We start from the raw sequence: 15,398 nt of genomic DNA, 5'->3' as shown, positions 1-15,398 counted from the left end.
AAGCTCAGCCTGTCATGCACGGGGCGGCACCCATTTCCACATCTCGACCACCGTCCCCCGGCCCAGCGCGGATTCCACCACCAACCGGTCCATCAGCCGGCGGGCCCCCGGCAACCCCAACCCCAGGCCACGCCCGGTCGAGTAGCCGTCCTCCATTGCCCGCGAGATGTCGGCGATGCCCGGCCCGTTGTCCTCGGCCCGCACCAGCAGGGCCTTGCGCCCCTCCCGGTCGGCCACCCCGACGCGGACCACGCCGCGACCCGCGTAGCTGGTGATGTTGCGGGCGACCTCGGAGATCGCCGTGGCGATCATCGTGACGTCGGTCAGCGAGAACCCGAGTTCGAGGGCCAGCGTGTGGCCGGCCTTGCGGGCCGCGACGATGTCGTCCGGCTTGTCGATCTCGACGACGACTTCGTCCGGCTCATCCGCCACCGTCGCGCCCGATCGTCGATTTCCGCCGTCCCAGTTGACGATTCAGCAGCGCCACGCCCTCTTCGAGGTCCAGCGCGGTGTTCATGTCGTCGAACGCCAGCCCGAGTTGCACCATCGCGAAGGCCACCTCCGGCTGCAGCCCCACGATCACGGTCTCCGCGCCGCGCAGCCGGGTCATGTGCGCGATCGTGCGCAGCGAGCGGGCCGCGAACGAATCCATGACGTCGATGGCCGTGACGTCGACGATGATCCCCTGCGCGCGGAAGCGGCTGACGCGCTCCATCAGGTCGTAGCGCAGCCGCTCGGTGTCGGAGTCGGTCAGCGCGGCCTGCACCGAGGCGATCAGGAAGGCGCCCTGCTTCAGGATCGGGACTGGCATGACGCGCTCGAGGTGGTCGTGGTCACCCGGTCTGCTCGCCGGTGCGGGTCACTTCGTATCCCAGCAGGCGCTCGGCTTCCTCGATGCCGCCCTGCAGGTCGCCGACGGCGTTCATCTTCGACAGGTCCAGCCCGATCGTCACCAGCGTCAGGGCGATCTCCGAGGACAGCCCGGTGATGATCACGCTCGCCCCCATCAGGCCCGACGCGTCGACCGTCTGCACGAGGTGGTTGGCCACCGTGGAGTCGATGGTGGGCACACCGGTGATGTCGATGACCACCACTTTCGCGCGGTTCGCGCGAATGGCCCGCAGCAACTGCTCGGTGACCTGGCGGGCGCGCTGGGAGTCCAGCACGCCGATGATCGGCAGGATCAGGAGCTGCTCGCGCACCTGGAGCACGGGCGTCGACAGCTCGCGGATGGCCTCCTGCTGCTGGCGGATGATGCGCTCGCGTTCCTGCACGAAGCTGACGGCCACGGTGTTGGCGATGCGGTTGGCCGCCGGCTCGTAGGCGTCGAGCACCCGGTTCAGCATCCCGAACTCGGCCTGGTACTTCTCGAACAGCGAACGGGCCAGCACGTCGCGCAGCAGCAGCACGATGCCGACGACCTCGTCGGTCTCGACGCCTCGCGGGATGATGCGTTCCGACAGGTCGCGCGCGTAGGCCTGCAGGGCCTCCACGCTCCCGGTCTCGAGCACCTCCACATAGTTGTCGTAGACGGCGGTCGCCTCCGAGAAGAGCTCCTCGGGGGTCATCGCGGTGAGCAACTCCGCCTCGGTGATCCTGCGGGCCCACTCCTCGCGCAGGATGGTCCTGTTCTGCCGCAGGTGCTGGACGAGTTGTGGCAGCAGCCCCTCGCTGGAGATGCCGGGCGGCTGCGCGGCTGTCGCGGTACTGCTGAAATCCGACGGCGAATCTGACATCTGGCCTCCCGAGTGCCGCGTCGCGTCCCCGCAGTGCGCAAGTCCTAGAGGCGAGACTAGCCTGGGCTGTCGCAAGGCAGGTGCTGAGGGCTTATTCTTCCCGCAGTTCGCGCGGCAGGCTAGGCTTGCACCACGCTTCCGCCCGGGACGAAGGATCGCCATTGTCAGCACCTGATTCGATCACCACGTTGGTTGAGGACCACGACGGCGTGTCGGTGGTCCGGGTCAGCGGCGAAATCGACTTGGTCACCGCTCCGGCCCTCGAACAAGCCATTGCCGCCGTGGTGGGGGAGAGTCCGACGGCGCTCGTCATCGACCTGTCTGCGGTCGAGTTCCTCGGCTCGGTGGGCCTGAAGATCCTCGCGGCGACCTACGAAAAGCTCGGTAACACAACGCAATTCGGTGTGGTCGCGCGGGGTCCGGCGACCCGGCGCCCCATTCACCTGACCGGCTTGGACAAGACGTTCCCGTTGTACTCGACGCTCGACGACGCGTTGACGGGTGTGCGGGACGGCGCCTCCGGCGGCTGAGTCCGCCGGGTGACCGGCCGGCGCGTCGACGCGCGGTGCGATGATCACCAGTATGGACGTCGACCACCCTGAAGACGACCAGCGCTGGGATAGCCGCGCGCGCGGGGAATCCGAAATCGAACGGCTGGACCGCAATTGGAACAGCCTGCTGCAGGAACTGCGCGTGGTGCAGACGGGGGTGCAGCTGCTGACCCGGTTCCTGCTGACGCTGCCGTTCCAGCAGCGCTTCAGCGTTCTGGCCGGCCCCATGCGGTACGTCTACCTGACCACGGTCGGATTGTCCGTGGGCGCAACGGTTTTGCTCGTCGCGCCAGTCAGCATCCACCGCCTGCTGTTCAGGCGGCACCGCCTTCAGGTGCTGGTGTCGGCCGCGCATCGCTGCGCGTACGCGGGTCTCGCGTTACTGGGCGCCGCGTTAACGGGTGTCACCATCGTGGTTTTCGACTCCGTGTCCGGAAGTACCGCCGGTTTGATAGCGGGAACCTGTGCGCTTGGGCTGTTTACGTTCTTTTGGTGGGTACTGCCGCTGATCTTGCGCACGCGCGGTATGTGATTCGGCGGCCCGGCGACTTCGGTGCGGCGTCAGCGGCCGGGCGCCAGCGCCGCGATGCGGGTGGACGCCAGGTGCTCGAGGAGGTCCTGCGGATCGGCGAAGATGGGCGACGCGCCGGCCTCCTGCAACTCCGCCCGCGAGATGCCGCCGCTCAGCACCCCGATGCACGGCAAGCCCGCGCCGGCTGAGGCCTTCGCATCCCAGATGGCGTCGCCGACGAACACCGCGTGCTCGGCGTCCACGCCGGCCCGGTCGAGGGCGACCTGGACGATGCCGGGCTCGGGCTTGGCCGTGTCGACATCACGCGACGAGGTGGTCTCGGAGATGACGTCGTCGCAGTCGAGCGCCTTGCGCAGCACCTCGAGCTCGTCCTCGGGTGCCGAGCTGGCCAGCACCACCTGCAGCCCCAGCTCGGCGACGCGGTGCAGCAGCTCGCGGGCGCCCGGCAAGGGAGTCAGCATGGGCATGACCTCTTGGTAGTACCGGCTGTGCCCGTCGCTGAGCCGCTCCTGGACGTCGGCCGGGGCGTCACCGGTGAGCTTTCTCACCAAGCTGGATCCGTCCATACCTATGCCGCGGTGCACCTCCCAGGCGGCCACGGGGAAGCCCTCGGCGTCGAAGGCGCGCTGCCACGCGTAGACGTGAAGGTAGTTGGAGTCGACCAGCGTTCCGTCGACGTCGAACAGGACGGCGGGGGCGCCGCGCCGGGCGTTCAGCGGACGCTCCCGACATGCGTGCGGAGGCAAGCGATCATCTGCGCGGCATACCCACGTCCGCCGAGGCTGACACAACGTGTGCGCTGTTTGGCCTCGCGGGCGGCGGGTAGACGGCCTTCGAGCCCGAGATTTCGACACGAAAGACTTTGGCAGACAACGTCTGAGGAGTGATGGTGGAACGCTCGAAAAGCGACCCGGTCGACCACGCGCGCACGTTTCGCCGGCACGCCGGCGAAACCGTCACGCACGCCCCGCACGCGCCCGGCGTGTACGGGGTGCTGGCGGCCGCGGCGGCGCTGGTCCTCGGTCTGTCTGCCTTCGCGACCGGCCACCCGGTCGCCGGCTGCGTGGCGGTGGTGGTGGCCACGGCGCTCGGCGCGGTGAGCGCCGCCTGGCTTCTGCACAGCCACCACAAGGTCCGCGACGCCGAGTTGCGGTGGCACGAAGAGCACTCCGACGAGCCCGCCCCGCCGCCGGCCAGTTGACCCGGTCACACCTGCGTTTGACCGCGAACGGCGCCGGGTAATGCCCGGGACATGCTCGACACAACCGGTGCGCTGGGTTTGGCGGATGACCCCGTCGACGCCCGCCGTCTGATGGCCGCCGCCGGCCCGGAGGCGGACTTCCGCCTTCCCGGGTTAGTGGCCGCGGTGATGTGGGCGGTCGGCCTGGTGATCGGTGTGGTTTCCTTCCTGACCGGACACGCTTGGGTTGCGGCCGTCGCGCTGGGCGCGGCCGTGCTGGCGCCGTGGTTCGGATTGGCCTGGGTGTCGCACACCCAGCGCGGCGCCTACAACATCGCGCTCCCAGCCCACGACTGAGCACGACTGACGAGCCGGCGCGTTCTCGAGATCTTCTCCGCTGCGCGGAGACTGCCCCGCGCTGGCGTGTGTGGAATTTCTTAGGGATTTTCCGGTGTAACGGCGTTCCGAACGGGGTACTGCCTGCGCCACGGGTGAGTACAGGGAAGTGCGTGAACCCGCGACTTGGCAGGAAGGACCCACCATGGCGACCGCAAATGACTATGACGCCCGCCGTGTATCCGACATCGAGAGCCAGGACAGGTCGTCGCTGCGCGAGCTGACGACCACCCTGCCCGCCTCGGCGACCGCGGTGGTCGACGAGGACCCCAACGATGTCGCCTTCTTCGAGCTCCCCGGCGCGGACCTGTCCGGCGAGGAGCTCTCGGTGACGGTGATTCCCCAGCGGGCCGACGAGTTCACCTGCTCGAGCTGCTTCCTGGTTCAGCACCGCAGCAGGCTGCGCAGCTCGGGCTCCGGCCCCCTCGTCTGCGCCGACTGCGCGTAACGGCCCCGCCGCCCGTGTGACCGCGGGCCGCGGCGCCACGTGGCCATGACGCCGCGCGGTCCGTCGCGCTTGACCAACCACACCCGCCGTGTTTCTGTCGTCTGCGTGGGAGAATCCGCCATTCGCCCCGCGGATCGGACGGATGCCCTGAGCCGCCCGCCGGGCCTGCCCGCCCCACGCCCGCTCCGTTCCGCCTTCGCCGCCGCGTACGCGGCCGCCTATCTCGTGGGCGGCGAGCGCCGGATGCTGCGGCTGATCCGGCGGTACGGGCCCATCATGACGATGCCCGTCCTCAGCCTCGGGGACGTGGCGATCGTCTCGGACCCCGAGCTGGCGAAGCAGGTGTTCACCGCGCCACCGGACGTTCTGCTGGGCGGCGAGGGGGTGGGACCCGCGGCGGCGATCTACGGGTCGGGATCGATGTTCGTGCAGGAGGAACCCGAACACCTGCGGCGGCGCAAGCTGCTGACCCCCCCATTGCACGGGGCCGCGCTGAGCAGCTACGTGCCGATCATGGAGAACTGCGCGCGAGCGGCGATGCACAGTTGGCCGGTGGACCGTCCGTTCGAGATGCTCAAGGCGGCGCGCGCGCTCACCCTCGACGTCATCGTCCGGGTCATGTTCGGCGTCGACGATCCCGACGAAGTGTGCCGGTTGGGCAGGCCGTTCGAGCGCCTGCTGAATCTCGGTGTCTCCGAACAGCTGACCGTGCGCTACGCGCTGCGCCGCGCGGGGACACTGCGGGTCTGGCCCCAGCGCGCCAGGGCCAACAGGGAGATCGACGGCGTCGTGCTGCCGCTCATCACCCGCCGGCGCGACGACCCCCGCCTCGGGCAGCGCACCGACATCCTGTCGCTGCTGATGAGCGCCCGGGGCGAAAACGGGGAAGCGCTGTCCGACAGCGAGATTCGCGACGACGTGATCACCCTGATGCTCGCGGGCCACGAAACCACCGCCACGACGCTGGCATGGGTTTTCGACCTGCTCCTGCATCATCCCGATGCGATGCGGCGCGTGCAGTGCGAAGCGATGGACGGCGACGACAGCTTCACCACCGCGGTGATCAACGAGACGCTCCGCGTGCGCCCACCCGCGCCGCTGACGGCCCGCATTGCGGCGCAACCGTTTCCGATCGGCGGCTACCGGGTCGACCCGGGCACCCGGATCGTCATCCACATCATCGCCATCAACCGCAACCCGAAGACCTACGACCGCCCCAACGAGTTTCGGCCCGAGCGATTTCTCGGCGTCCGGCCGCAGACCTACGCCTGGGTCCCGTTCGGCGGCGGCGTCAAACGCTGCCTGGGGGCGAGCTTCTCCATGCAGGAGTTGATCACCGTGCTCCACACCCTGCTGCGTGAGGGCGAGTTCAGCGCCGTCGACCGCGACCCCGAGAGGATCGTCCGCAAGTCGATCATGCTCGCGCCCCGCCGCGGCACCAGGGTGCGTTTCCGCCCGCTCAGCCCGTCGCTCTAGCGCCCGTTTGTCATACCGCTGCGGTAGTTTCGGCGGCGTGGAGAAGGCTCTCGGGTCATTGCTGGTGGTGGGGCTCGCTCTCCCTTGGTATTTCACGCAGCGGGCCACCGGCGGCGTGTTCACCGGATTCGCGGCCGGACTGGGCGGCCTCATGTTGGCCGTCGTCCTCCTGGTGTGGCTCTCGGTGCGGCGGGACCGATACCGGGCCGGGCGACAGCGGAGGCGCGACCGGAAGCTTGCCGACTCCGGCCTGGCCGCCGTAGACGAGATGTCGGGCCTGCAGTTCGAGGAATTCGTCGCCGCGCAGCTGCGGACCAGGGGCTGGAGCGTCACCCACACCGCCAGCACGGGCGATTACGGGGTGGACCTGATCGCCGCCAGGGACGGCATCCGCATGGCGGTGCAATGCAAGCGGTTCGCCAGGGCGGTCGGCGTCGCCGCCGTCCAGCAGGTGGTGTCCGGCGCGGCCCACCACCGCTGCCAGCAGACCGTGGTGGTGACGAACGGCGGATTCACCAAGGCCGCCAGGCAATTGGCGAGCACGCACCGTTGCCGCCTGGTCGGGCGGGAACAGCTGCACATCTGGCTCCTCGCCGAGCCCGTGCGTGAGCGGCGGTTACTGCCGGGGCCGGAAGCGTAGAAAACGCGGCAGTGCCGCGTCGGCCGCCGGAAATGCGGTCGTGCCAATCGCCGCGGCGCGAGGGACTTTAGCCACTCGTTTCGACCACCACCCGGTCGTACCGTCGGAGCATCGGCAACCAAATCGCTGTGGGGTGGTAGTCAGTGTTGACTGTTCTCGGGTCGCCCGATGTCGGGGTGGTCGGCCATCGCTCGCGGTGGTCGATCAGCGACTCGCGCCGGGAAGGGCTCCACGCTTTCCGTCGGCGTCTCGAGACGGGGGAGTCACCGGCGTTGCGGTGCCGGGAATGACCGTCCTCACCGGCGAGAGGGTCACGGACGACCGAAGCAGCGCGCTTGCGGGTGTCAAGGGTCGCAGCCTCTACCGGCTGAGCGCGGCCGGCTTTGCGGTGCCACGGTGGGCGATCCTCGGAACGGATGCGTTCGAAGCCGCATTGGCCGCTTCTGGCGTGTGCGCCAGCGCGGCACCCATGACTTTGGCCGAACGCCTGCGGGAGGCGGCCCACGCCGAGTCGGTCCTGCGCGAGTCGCCCATCGCGGCCGCGATCAAAGAGGACATTGCCGCCGCCGTAGATCATGTGGGCGCGCCGCGGGTGGCCGTCCGCTCGTCGCCCCGGCACGACGACGAGTCCCGCCATTCCTACGCCGGGCTGTTCGACAGCTTTCTGAACCTCAGCGGAATCGAGGCTGTCGAGAACGCCGTCCGGATGTGCTGGGCGTCGGCGTTCTCGCCGCGGGTGACCCACTACCGCCACGTCCGCGGGCTCGGCTTCGGCGACGTTGCCCTCGCCGTGATCGTCCAGGAATTCGTGGAACCCGTGAGCAGCGGGGTGATGTTCACCGTCGACCCGGTCGGGGGCTCATCGGACCACATCCTGGTCAACGGGGTGCTCGGCCTCGGCGAGGGCCTGGTTCGCGGAATCGTCGATGCCGACTCCGTTGTGGTCGACAAGAGAACGCATCAGGTGCTCGACGAAACGGTGGTCACCAAGCCCTTCATGGTCACCACCAACGCGTCGGGCGGCGTCGGCACGAAAGCCGTTCCCGAAGAGCGGCAACGGGAATCGGCCGTCGGGCCGGCGCTCAGGGAGGCACTCGTCGAGCTGGCGCCGCGCCTCGAGCGGCATCTCGGTGGTCCACAAGACGTGGAATGGGCCTACGACGGGTCCACCACGTGGTTGCTGCAGACCCGTCCGATCACCACCCTCAGCCAAGAGATCGGTTTGGCCGCAGAGCATCTCGGTGAGGCGGTCGGCCCCGGTGAGCTGCGTATCTGGGACAACTCGAACATCATCGAAAGCTTCTCCGGGGTCACGTCGCCCTTGACGTTCACCGTGGCGCGTCAGCTCTACGGCGACGTCTACCGGTCCTACGCCCGCAGCCTGAAAGTGCCGCGTGCCCAACTCGAGCAGATGGAGTCGTGGTTGCCGGTGATGCTCGGCCAGTTCTATGGCCACGTCTATTACAACCTCCTGCACTGGTACCGCATGGTGGGCATCGCGCCGGGATACACGCTGAATCGGCGTGTGCTCGAAATAGCGCTGGGCGTCAGCGAACCGCTCGACCGGGTGGTGGCAAACCGACTGCGCCCATTCGTATTCCGGTCACCTGCCGCCCGGCTGGTCTCGCGGACGCGCACGGCGCTCACCTATGCCCGGCGGTTCGTCTCGATCGATTCGATGGTTCGCGACTTCGACACGACCTTTGCGGAATTCATCGCGCGCCAAGGCCTGTCGGACGTCTCCAGCCTCGACGGGGCCCGCGCGTACCGGCACTTCCGGCGGACACACACCGAGGTGGCCGACATCTGGGGCCCGATGATGGTCCTCGACGCCATCCTGTTGACGTCGGTCGGCCTGCTAGCCGGCCTTATGAAGGTCTTCCTGCCCAGGGCACCCGAGTGGGTCGGATTCGCCCTGCTCAATCCCGGAGTCGACATCGAATCCGTCGAACCCGCCCGGGCGCTGGTCGCCATCACGGAATACGTGGACACCGTTCCGGCCTTGCGGAATTTCGTCGACTCGGTCGACCCGGCGCTTGCCTACCCCCGCCTCGTCGAGCAAGCGAAGACATCGGACGCTCCGGAATGGCACCGGCTGCTCCAGAAGATCGACGACTACATCGATGACTTCGGCTATCGCTGCCGCGACGAACTCAAGCTCGAAGCGCCGGACTTGCGCCACGACCCGGCGGGCCTCTTCCAGATGCTGAGGGTCCAGACCGCCGACGACAACCGACGGGTGAACGAGCAGGCTGAGGACTACCTCGACTCCCACCTGCACGGGCCGCGCCGCAAGGTTTTCGATGCGCTGCGCAAGAAAATCCAGCGGGCGGCGACGCACCGCGAGCACCTTCGGTTCTGCCGCACGCGCGGCTTCGGAATCATCAAATCGCTTGCCGCGGTAATGGGGCGCGACCTCGAACAGCGCGGCATCATCGACAGCCGCACCGACATCTTCCAATTGCGTCTCGACGAACTCTTCGGAGTGTACGAGGGCGCCATGAACTGTGAACAGGCGCGAACCGTGGTCGCCAAACGCAAGGCCCTCGAGGGGAGCTACCGGCGTTTTGCGGCGCCCGTCCGTTTCACCACGAGCGGATCGCGCTATACGCGCAGGGAGCTGGAACTGGCCGGCTGGCGCCAGCGCACGGATCCGGAGTACCTGCCCACCGGTGCGGTCCTCACCGGCACACCGTCGAGTCCCGGAATGGTGATCGGCCGGGTGGAGGTCGTCGAGAAGCCCGAGGAGTTCTCCGGCGGCGTTCTGGTGGCGTACCGGACCGAGCCGAGTTGGGCGGCGGCACTTCCCTTCGCCTCGGCGCTGCTCATCGAACGCGCGTCGCCCCTCACCCACGTGGCGATCATCGCGCGCGAACTCGGCATACCCACCGTCGTGCAGATCGACGGCCTGACCAAAGCCCTCAGCACCGGCATGACGGTCAGCGTGGACGGTGCGACCGGTCGCGTCGTGGTTCTCGAAGGGCAGCAGTCATGCCGGGCCTGAGGACGAACGACGCCGCCACCCTGCGGGAGTGGATGATGTCGCCGCGGTCCGACACCGGAATCCACCTGGCCACCGATGACGGCGGATGGGATTTTGTCCCGTATGCCGCACTCGCGGATGACGCGCGGCGTATCGCGCGATCGCTCGTTGCCGACGGCGTCGGTTCCGGCACGACGGTGGGGGTTCTGATACCCACGTCTCGCCTCTGTGTGGCGACCATGTTCGGCGTCCTCGCCGCGGGTGGGACCCTGACGCCTATCACGCCGCCGCAATTCGAGGATCCCGACCGCTACGCGGATCGCCTGCGCGGCATCCTGAGAGCCTCCGAGGCGCGGGTCGTGGTCAGTTCACCGGCCTTTGCCGAGACGGTGCACAAGGCGATGTCCGGCATGGCCGAGCCACCCAATGTGTCTGTGCTGGGCCAGGTTCCGGACGTCGCTCCCCTGGACGAGCTGGCCGAGCCCGGGCCGCTCGTGCTGCTGCAGATGACGTCCGGATCGACGGCAGCTCCCCGCGGAGTCTGCGTCAGCTGGCGCAATCTCGTCGCGAACCTGGGCGCCATCCATGCGATGTGCGACACGAAGCCCGGCGAACGCGGTGCCTCGTGGCTGCCCCTGTATCACGACATGGGCCTGATCGGAGGGATGTTCCTGTCCGTTCCCGGCCAGTACGAGGTGCGCCTGCTTCGTCCGGACCAGTTCATCCGCGACCCCCTTCGATGGCTGCAGGCGGCGGCCCTCGCGGAGCACACCGTCTCGCCGTCATTTGGCCTGGAGTACGTGAGCCGCCGGCTCACACCACAGGATCTCGGTGACCTCGACCTGTCCGGCCTGCGCACGATGGTGGTCGGCGCCGACCGGATCAATCCCGCTCACCTGCGGGCGTTCACCGAGTTGACTGCCGGCCACGGCTTTTCACCGTCAGCCTTCCTCCCGTCGTACGGACTGGCGGAGATGACCTTGATCGCCACCGGCCAGCGTCTCGGCGAGCCCATCCGGATGACCCGCATCGACCGAACGGCGCTTCGGCCCGGACGGCCTGTCCAGGTGCTCGGGCGCACCGACGACGGGCTGGCTGCCGAACCGTCACCCGACTGGATCGTCTCCGTCGGCCGGCCGATACCCGGCCACGCCGTCCGCATCGTCGATGAGTCCGGGGCCGCAGCGTCCGAGGGTGCTCTCGGTGAAATCGTCCTCTCCGGACCGTGCGTGGCGGAGGGCTACCGCGGCGACCCGGCTGGCGCGACACGGTTCGAGCGCGGTGACCTCCGCACCGGCGACGCCGGCTTCCTGCTGGACGGGCAGCTGCATGTGCTCGGCCGGATGGGAACAAGCCTGAAAGTCAACGGGCGCACCGTGTTCGCCGAGGACCTCGATGTCGCCGCGACCGAGGCCATGGCCCTGCGCCCGGGCCGGCTCGTCACCGTCGCCGTCAACGACGGTGACGTGCCAGGTGTCGCGGTGGTGTTCGAAAGGTCCTCAGCGCCCATGCCCGCCGGCGCGGTGCGCGCGGGAATCACGGCCGTGCGCGCGCACGCCGGTGACGACACGCCACTGTGGTTCATCAGCGTTCCCCGCGGCGGACTGCTGAGAACGTCGAGCGGCAAGCCCCGCCGGTCATACCTCTGGCAGCAATGGCGGTCGGGGCGGCTCACCGGGTCGGAACTGCTGGCGGTCCGGGATCCCCGCCACCCGTCGCGCGAGCTCGACCAGGTGCGCGCGCTGTTCGACCGCGCGCGTGCAATGGCGGTGGTGCCCGACGACGCCACGGTCCATTTCGAGGGCTCGCTGGCCGAGGGATTCGGAAATGCTTGCTCCGACATCGACTTCCTGCTGCTGGTTCCGGGATCGGCCAAGCACGCGGTCATGCCGACCGTGTTGTTCGTCGACGGCCACCGGGTCGAGATCCGCGCCCAGTCACACGATCAGGCGCGCAAGCGGCTGCTGCGGGTCAGGACAGCGATCGACAGCGGCTCGCTGAAGGGCGTCACGGAGGATCTGCTCAACCGCGTCCAGCGATTCCTTCGGGGCGTGCCCCTGCGCGTCGGGCCACAATACGGGGAACTCCTGGACATCGTCTCCTATCGGGAGGCGACGGGGCTCACCGCCACGTGGTGGCGCAAGCGGTCGGCCCACTGCCTGCGCCACAGCGCCGCCCTCGTCGCCCTCGACCACGAGGACGAGGCGGCCAGCTGGGCCCGGGAAGGGTTGGCGCAGGCCATGAAAGCCTTCCTCGCCGAACACGGCGAGGGTTACCTCGAGATCAAGTGGCTCCCGCAACAGATCGCCCGGCTGCGAAGGCAAGCCGACCGCGCCACCACCGAACTGCTCGACGAGTACGAGGCCCTCGACTACGCGCCCACCGCGGCGGGCGGCCGCCGGGAGTTGACCGCGCGGCTGCACGACCTGGCGGCGCGGCTCGGCGCCCCGACGGTCACGTTCGATCCCGCCAACGTCATCCTCAGGCGCGTCCCCGGGGTGACGACGTGGCCGATAGGGGCCACCACGCACGTTGTGCGGGACGAAGACGTGTTCGTGTTGTCCGCCGCGTGCGCCGACTCCTGGCGGCGCGTGGTGTTCGGCCAGACGCTCGCCTCCACCAAGGCGGCGAGCCGGCACGTCCGGCTGTTCGCCCGGCACGGGCTCATCGCCCTGGCGTGGCGCGGCGCCGGGCTGATCCGGCCGGCGGCCGCGATGTGCGAGCCCGACCGACCCCTGACCCCGTTGCCGTCGACGCGACGGCCGGTGATCACGATCGACGGCGCCCCCACCGACGGCGACATCGCGCGATCCCCGTTGCGCGCGAGGGCGTTCGCCGAATGCGCGGGTGCGTTGATGCTGGCCAACATGGTGCTGGAGAACGCACGCGAGGACTTCGACGGCGCGGTCAAGGACGAACAATGGCGCGTGACGTCGCTGTGCGCGCGCCGCATAGCAGTCATGGCGGTCCGCATCCTCGCCAGCGCGTGGGGAATCACCCCCCTGCCGGGCGACCCGGTGCTGTTCGACACCCTCGAGCAGCTCGTGCCCGGACATCGCGACCTGGCCCGGACCGCGCGCGATCTGGTGCACCTGCCGATCCGGGATCGCGATGGAGCCCTCCGCGCCCAATCGGAACTCGACACATTCGTCGCGCGGGTGCGGCAGGCCACCGGGGGAGAGGCGTTCCCCGCGTCATTCGCGTCGCGGGAAGAGTGGCAGCGGACGCTGCGCCGCGGGTACCAGTGGCTGCGGATGGGGGCATATCTCGACGCCGACGTCGAACTCGACGAAACGCGGGATCTGTTGGCCAGTGGCGGCGCCCAACCGGGGGAGCGGCGGTGAGCGTCACCGAGAAGGAGGTGCTCGCCCTGGTCGCCGCCATGGCCCCAGCCGCCGATGATGCTCACCTTCAGGACACCTTCATGGACGACCTCGGGTACACCTCGCTGCGTTTCCTCGAGCTGTCGATCGCCCTCGAGCGCGCGTTCGGCCTGCCGCCGCTCACCCCCGAATCGCTTGCCGGTGTGTCCACCGTCGGCGATCTCGTCGATCTTGTTCGGTCGCAACGGGGTTCGTCGTGAAGACGGCGGTGCTCGTGACGGGAGCCGCCGGACACGTCGGCGCCGAGGTGGTCCACCGCCTGACCGGGCGCGGTCACGACGTCGTCGCCCTGGTGCACGACGAAGTCCGCATCATCGCCAACAACGGCCGTCCCGCACATCCGGCGCAGGTGCTGCGCGGAGATGTCCGCAGTCCGGGTTTCGGACTCGATCGCAAGCTGTTCTCGTGGCTGGTCGACCGGGTCGGGCTGATTGTCCATTGCGCCGCGCTGACCGAATTCGGTCTGTCCGAGAGCCGGTACACCGAGCTGAACGTCGACGGGACGGCGAACGCGCTCGAGGTGGCGAGGAGCTGGGACGCCGGAATCATCTACGTCAGCACGGCCTACGTGTGCGGTGAATTCGACGGGACGTTCCGGGAGGATGAACTCGACATCGGTCAGCCTTTCGGAAACGACTATGAGCGAAGCAAATTCCGGGCCGAGCAGCTCGTGCGGGCGGCCCCGCAGCGGTGGGCCGTCGTGCGGCCCGGGATCGTGTCGGGCGAGTACCGCACCGGTCACAGCCGTGTGCACAAGCACATCTACCCGGTGCTGAAGCTGATCGCCGAAGGCAAGATGCGAACACTGCCCGGCAACTATGCGGCCACCCTGGCGCTGTCCCCGATCGGACATGTCGCGGACACCGTCGTCAGCGCCGTGGAGCGGTTCGGGGACAACGTCGGCCACACCTTTCACGCGGTGGGCGCGAACGAGGTTTCCCTGCGGTCGATGAGTGACGTGCTCGCCGAATATCCCAGCCTCCGGATGGTCGATCTGGTGCCCCCGAGCACCTTCAGCCCCGACGATCTGGACGACATCGAACGTGCGTACTTCCACAAGGTCGGGTCGCTGTACACGACGTATCTGCGTCGCCGCCCACACTTCGACAGCACGAACGCCCGCGAGCGGCTCGGCGTGGTGCCTCCGCCGATAGGGGCCGGATACATGCGGCGCGTCCTCGATTCCTGCTTGCAGACAGGCTATCTGGGTAGCGCGGAGCCCACGGTGGCCGACGTGCTGGCCGAGCTGCAACTGATGAGGAGCGGTCGATGACCGACCGACGGTATGACCGCGACACCTACTTCCTGGAGACGTGCGACGCCCTGGCCGCGCTGCAGATTGACCGCGACGCGTTCGCTCGCCGGAACGCCCTGCTGCTCCTGAAGCCCGATGCCGCCATCACCGGCGCGATGCGGCCCGCCGTCACGTGGCTTCTCGACCATGGATACCGAATCGTCGGCGCTTACCCCGTGCGGTTCACGGGGTTGCACATCCGCGCCCTCTGGTACTTCAACTGGCACGACGCCACCCGCGAGCGGCGACGGCTTGCCGACCGGCTCGCGGGCCTGTCGCCGGCCGTGGTCCTGGTCGTCACCCATCCCGACGATGCTCAGCCCGTCTCCGTCCGCTTGACCGCCGACAAGGGGCCCGCCGACCCGGCGCGCAGGGAACCGGGTCAGCTGCGGCATGAACTGGGCGCCGGAACGTACCTGCTCAATCTGATCCACACGCCCGACAACCCCGACGATGTTCTGCGCGAGCTCAGCATCTATTTCGCCGAACCCCTGCTCAGCGAGGTCCTTTCGGAGTGTGCGACCGGTGCGGACGCCTCAGCCGAGGCGTTCAGAATAGTCGACCGCATCGAGTCGGGCCTGGACCGCCGCAGCGGTGACCTCGCGGCAGCGCAGGACGCGATCTGCGCCGAACTGACGCGAATTGGCATCACGGAACGCCCGCGCTCCGGGGGCGAGTGGTTGGGCGCCCTGGACGAGGCGAGCCGGCGTGGTGTTCGCCTCGATCCCTGGTTCAGCACCGTGATCGAGGCGTCCTACTTGCCGATGCATCGACGATGA

The 15,398-nt window shown here is 68.7% G+C and carries 16 protein-coding genes; 12 read left to right on the top strand and 4 right to left on the bottom strand.

Annotated elements, in window-relative coordinates:
* Positions 1-12: 12 nt before the first annotated feature.
* Genes GPY60_RS04480 through GPY60_RS04470 form a run of 3 tightly spaced genes read right to left on the bottom strand, consistent with a single transcriptional unit; the run spans position 13 to position 1,736 of the window.
* Positions 13-432, bottom strand: a complete 420-nt coding sequence (locus tag GPY60_RS04480; protein ID WP_156686420.1) for an ATP-binding protein — start codon at positions 430-432, stop codon at positions 13-15.
* Entirely contained in the window at positions 422-811 is a 390-nt protein-coding gene (locus GPY60_RS04475) for an STAS domain-containing protein (protein WP_156686419.1), read from the bottom strand. Before GPY60_RS04475 ends, GPY60_RS04480 begins: the two co-directional genes overlap by 11 nt.
* Before the next feature lie 22 nt (positions 812-833).
* Positions 834-1,736: an STAS domain-containing protein gene (locus tag GPY60_RS04470; RefSeq protein WP_156686418.1), complete on the bottom strand. Its 903-nt coding sequence runs from the start codon at positions 1,734-1,736 to the stop codon at positions 834-836.
* A gap of 161 nt (positions 1,737-1,897) precedes the next feature.
* Here GPY60_RS04470 and GPY60_RS04465 point away from each other — a divergent pair, with 161 nt between their 5' ends.
* Both GPY60_RS04465 and GPY60_RS04460 read left to right on the top strand, forming a co-directional pair.
* On the top strand, positions 1,898-2,266 hold the full coding sequence (locus tag GPY60_RS04465; RefSeq protein WP_156686417.1) for an STAS domain-containing protein: 369 nt from the start codon (positions 1,898-1,900) through the stop codon (positions 2,264-2,266).
* A 52-nt stretch (positions 2,267-2,318) separates the two neighbouring features.
* Entirely contained in the window at positions 2,319-2,819 is a 501-nt protein-coding gene (locus tag GPY60_RS04460; RefSeq protein ID WP_156686416.1) for a DUF6328 family protein, read from the top strand.
* Between the two features lie 29 nt (positions 2,820-2,848).
* Here the strand turns inward: GPY60_RS04460 and GPY60_RS04455 are convergent, their stop codons facing one another.
* Positions 2,849-3,535, bottom strand: coding sequence for an HAD family hydrolase (locus tag GPY60_RS04455; RefSeq protein WP_156686459.1), 687 nt, complete (start codon positions 3,533-3,535; stop codon positions 2,849-2,851).
* Positions 3,536-3,705: 170 nt separating this feature from the next.
* Here GPY60_RS04455 and GPY60_RS04450 point away from each other — a divergent pair, with 170 nt between their 5' ends.
* From GPY60_RS04450 to GPY60_RS04410, 10 genes are all read left to right on the top strand, one after another.
* On the top strand, positions 3,706-4,020 hold the full coding sequence (locus GPY60_RS04450) for a hypothetical protein (RefSeq protein ID WP_156686458.1): 315 nt from the start codon (positions 3,706-3,708) through the stop codon (positions 4,018-4,020).
* A 51-nt stretch (positions 4,021-4,071) separates the two neighbouring features.
* On the top strand, positions 4,072-4,356 hold the full coding sequence (locus GPY60_RS04445; protein WP_156686415.1) for a hypothetical protein: 285 nt from the start codon (positions 4,072-4,074) through the stop codon (positions 4,354-4,356).
* Between the two features lie 184 nt (positions 4,357-4,540).
* Complete coding sequence (locus GPY60_RS04440) at positions 4,541-4,843, top strand: DUF4193 domain-containing protein (protein WP_156686414.1); 303 nt, start codon at positions 4,541-4,543, stop codon at positions 4,841-4,843.
* 45 nt (positions 4,844-4,888) lie between these two features.
* Positions 4,889-6,319, top strand: coding sequence for a cytochrome P450 (locus GPY60_RS04435; RefSeq protein WP_156686413.1), 1,431 nt, complete (start codon positions 4,889-4,891; stop codon positions 6,317-6,319).
* A 37-nt stretch (positions 6,320-6,356) separates the two neighbouring features.
* Entirely contained in the window at positions 6,357-6,959 is a 603-nt protein-coding gene (locus tag GPY60_RS04430) for a restriction endonuclease (RefSeq protein WP_156686412.1), read from the top strand.
* Positions 6,960-7,245: 286 nt separating this feature from the next.
* On the top strand, positions 7,246-9,963 hold the full coding sequence (locus GPY60_RS04425; RefSeq protein WP_156686411.1) for a phosphoenolpyruvate synthase: 2,718 nt from the start codon (positions 7,246-7,248) through the stop codon (positions 9,961-9,963).
* The gene (locus GPY60_RS04420) at positions 9,951-13,286 is read left to right on the top strand and encodes an AMP-binding protein (protein WP_156686410.1); all 3,336 of its coding nucleotides are present in this window, start codon (positions 9,951-9,953) and stop codon (positions 13,284-13,286) included. Before GPY60_RS04425 ends, GPY60_RS04420 begins: the two co-directional genes overlap by 13 nt.
* On the top strand, positions 13,283-13,525 hold the full coding sequence (locus tag GPY60_RS26530) for an acyl carrier protein (protein WP_197283527.1): 243 nt from the start codon (positions 13,283-13,285) through the stop codon (positions 13,523-13,525). The genes GPY60_RS04420 and GPY60_RS26530 overlap by 4 nt, the downstream gene beginning before the upstream one ends.
* Entirely contained in the window at positions 13,522-14,598 is a 1,077-nt protein-coding gene (locus tag GPY60_RS04415) for an SDR family oxidoreductase (RefSeq protein WP_156686409.1), read from the top strand. Before GPY60_RS26530 ends, GPY60_RS04415 begins: the two co-directional genes overlap by 4 nt.
* Positions 14,595-15,398 carry a nucleoside-diphosphate kinase gene (locus GPY60_RS04410; RefSeq protein ID WP_156686408.1) on the top strand — a complete coding sequence of 268 codons (804 nt, stop codon included), beginning with the start codon at positions 14,595-14,597 and terminating at the stop codon, positions 15,396-15,398. Before GPY60_RS04415 ends, GPY60_RS04410 begins: the two co-directional genes overlap by 4 nt.

The organism is Mycobacterium sp. Marseille-P9652 (assembly GCF_902652685.1).
GTDB lineage: Bacteria > Actinomycetota > Actinomycetes > Mycobacteriales > Mycobacteriaceae > Mycobacterium.
Note: the sequence above shows the minus strand (reverse complement) of the source record. Positions and strands in the feature narration are given on the sequence as shown.

Excerpts from the sequence above, each read along its gene's own strand:
- GPY60_RS04475 (WP_156686419.1), bottom strand. The coding sequence starts at position 811 with ATGCCAGTCCCGATCCTGAAGCAGGGCGCCTTCCTGATCGCCTCGGTG.
- GPY60_RS04460 (WP_156686416.1), top strand. The coding sequence starts at position 2,319 with ATGGACGTCGACCACCCTGAAGACGACCAGCGCTGGGATAGCCGCGCG.
- GPY60_RS04445 (WP_156686415.1), top strand. The coding sequence starts at position 4,072 with ATGCTCGACACAACCGGTGCGCTGGGTTTGGCGGATGACCCCGTCGAC.
- GPY60_RS04410 (WP_156686408.1), top strand. The coding sequence starts at position 14,595 with ATGACCGACCGACGGTATGACCGCGACACCTACTTCCTGGAGACGTGC.
- GPY60_RS04440 (WP_156686414.1), top strand. The coding sequence starts at position 4,541 with ATGGCGACCGCAAATGACTATGACGCCCGCCGTGTATCCGACATCGAG.
- GPY60_RS04420 (WP_156686410.1), top strand. The coding sequence starts at position 9,951 with ATGCCGGGCCTGAGGACGAACGACGCCGCCACCCTGCGGGAGTGGATG.
- GPY60_RS04470 (WP_156686418.1), bottom strand. The coding sequence starts at position 1,736 with ATGTCAGATTCGCCGTCGGATTTCAGCAGTACCGCGACAGCCGCGCAG.
- GPY60_RS04450 (WP_156686458.1), top strand. The coding sequence starts at position 3,706 with ATGGTGGAACGCTCGAAAAGCGACCCGGTCGACCACGCGCGCACGTTT.
- GPY60_RS04425 (WP_156686411.1), top strand. The coding sequence starts at position 7,246 with ATGACCGTCCTCACCGGCGAGAGGGTCACGGACGACCGAAGCAGCGCG.
- GPY60_RS04435 (WP_156686413.1), top strand. The coding sequence starts at position 4,889 with ATGACGCCGCGCGGTCCGTCGCGCTTGACCAACCACACCCGCCGTGTT.